Below are 1889 nucleotides of genomic sequence, written 5' to 3' on the forward strand. Positions count from 1 at the left end.
GGCGCCGCGCGTCACGACCACGGCTTCGAGCGTGGCGGCGATGTCGGCCATGCCGCGGCCCGTGCGCTGTTCCACAACGCCGGCTTCGTAGTCGTTCACGGTCAGGGCGCGCGCCATCTTCAGCATGCGTTCCAGGTCGGCGCCGTCGAACAACGGCATCGCCTGGCCCAGATCAAAAATGAAGGGGATCCCACGCGCGTGCAGGCGTTCGGCGTGCGCGAACATGCCTTCCTTGGCATCCGGGGCAACGATGGCCCAGGCCGCTTCCGCATCGCTCAGGTCGTTGTCGGCCGAGAACGACATGGCGCCCGGGTGGAAAGCGGTGATCTGGTTGTCGTCCAGGTCGGTGGTGATGAAGCACTGCGCGGTGAACGTGTCGGGAATCACCTTGACGCGGGCCGTGTCGATGCCCAGGCCGGACAGGCGTTCCATGTATTCGCCGGCGTCTTCGCCCACGGTGGCCACGGGCAGCGGCTTGCCGCCCAGCAGATTCATGTTGTAGGCGATGTTGCCCGAGCAACCGCCATATTCCTTGCGCATGCTGGGCACCAGGAACGACACGCTCAACGACTGGATGCGGTCGGCAAGAATGTGCTCTTTGAAGCGGCCTTCAAACACGGCGATCGTGTCGAACGCCATCGAACCGCAAACCAGGACGGGGGTTGCCATGCGTGTCATCCTTTAAGGAAAGAACTTATCAAGTTGGTAGCCATTGACCTGAACACCGGTCACTTCAATGGGCACGGAAATCTTTAGCTCGCCCGCCGGCGCGAATGGGCCGCGCAGTTGCTCGGGCGTCAGATAGTCTTCGGGCCGCAACACGCGGCGCACCACGACCGTGTCGGACAGATCCGTCAGGTCCAGCACCAGTGCCGGCCAATGCTGCGGCTTGTCGTAACGGTTGCGCAGCACCAGGTTCAGCACCAGTCGGCTGCGGCCGTCGTCGATGGCGGCGGCGCCCGTGGGCGGCTGCAATGACGACGAGGAAATCGCGATGCGCTCAAGGCGGCGCGCATAGCCCACCGAGCAGCCCAGGGGCTTGCACGCGGCTTCCAGCACCGGACGCAGGGCCGGCACGGAATTGGCGATGTCGGTGCGGTAAACGTACAGCAGTTGCAGACCCAGCGCGATCAGGCCCAACAGGCACGCGTAGCCCCACAGCCTGCGCAACAGGCCACGGCGTTCGCTGCGGTCCTGATCCAGGAACTCGGGCGGGGCGCGGCCCACGTCGGTGGCGCTGGAATAGCGCGTGCGCGCGTCGCCCAGCACGGGCTCGATGTCGTCGTCAAAGCCGGGCTCGTCGTCATCGGGGCGATCGGCGTCGTGACGATAGGCGTCCTGACGATATGCGTCGTGACGGCGCAGCGCGTGGTCGGCGACGTAAGGCTGGCGAACGTCGTGGTGGCGCGGGGTGCTATCCCGGGATTCGCGGCGCTCACCGATGCGGTGATCGTCATGATTGTCTTCGTCGTCCCGGTCCGTCCAGTTGAACACCGGCTCGCTGCCGCGCGGCGTGGCGATGATGGGTTCGGGCCGATACGTCTCGACGCGGCCATGCCGGGCGTCGCGCATGTCGTCGTCCAGGTCCCGGTCCAACGGGCCTTCGTCGTCAAACCCGTCTTCCGGCAGCTCATCGTCGGGTTCAACGTGGCGGCGCATTGAGTCACGCCCGCGCAGGACGGCGGGCGCAGCGGCCGGAGCTACAGCGGCCGGAATAGCCGGCTCAACCCGGCCCGGCGGCGGCGTCATCGGGGCGTACGCAGGCGCGGCGGGCGTTGGCGGCATTGCCGGGGCGGGCCTTGGTGCGGCAGGCGTCGGCGCGGCGGCCGGGGCATACGGATGCGAGGCCGGCTCGTCTTCCCAGGGCGGAACCTGGCGCGGTTCAACCG

At 67.2% G+C, this 1889-nt stretch carries 2 protein-coding genes; both read right to left on the reverse strand.

Annotated elements, in window-relative coordinates; translation table 11 throughout:
• A partial coding sequence (locus ACNPP0_RS20710; protein ID WP_448706874.1) for a carbohydrate kinase family protein occupies positions 1 to 669 on the reverse strand: 669 nt, incomplete at its 3' end.
• Between the two features lie 12 nt (positions 670 to 681).
• Positions 682 to 1659 (reverse strand): DUF3426 domain-containing protein, encoded by a 978-nt coding sequence (locus ACNPP0_RS20715; RefSeq protein WP_448706875.1) that lies wholly within the window; start codon positions 1657 to 1659, stop codon positions 682 to 684.
• Between the last annotated feature and the right edge of the window lie 230 nt (positions 1660 to 1889).

The organism is Achromobacter semiaridum (assembly GCF_053543755.1).

What these genes read in the sequence shown, in the direction of transcription:
- ACNPP0_RS20715 (WP_448706875.1), bottom strand. Translation starts at nt 1,659, where the DNA reads ATGCGCCGCCACGTTGAACCCGACGATGAGCTGCCGGAAGACGGGTTT.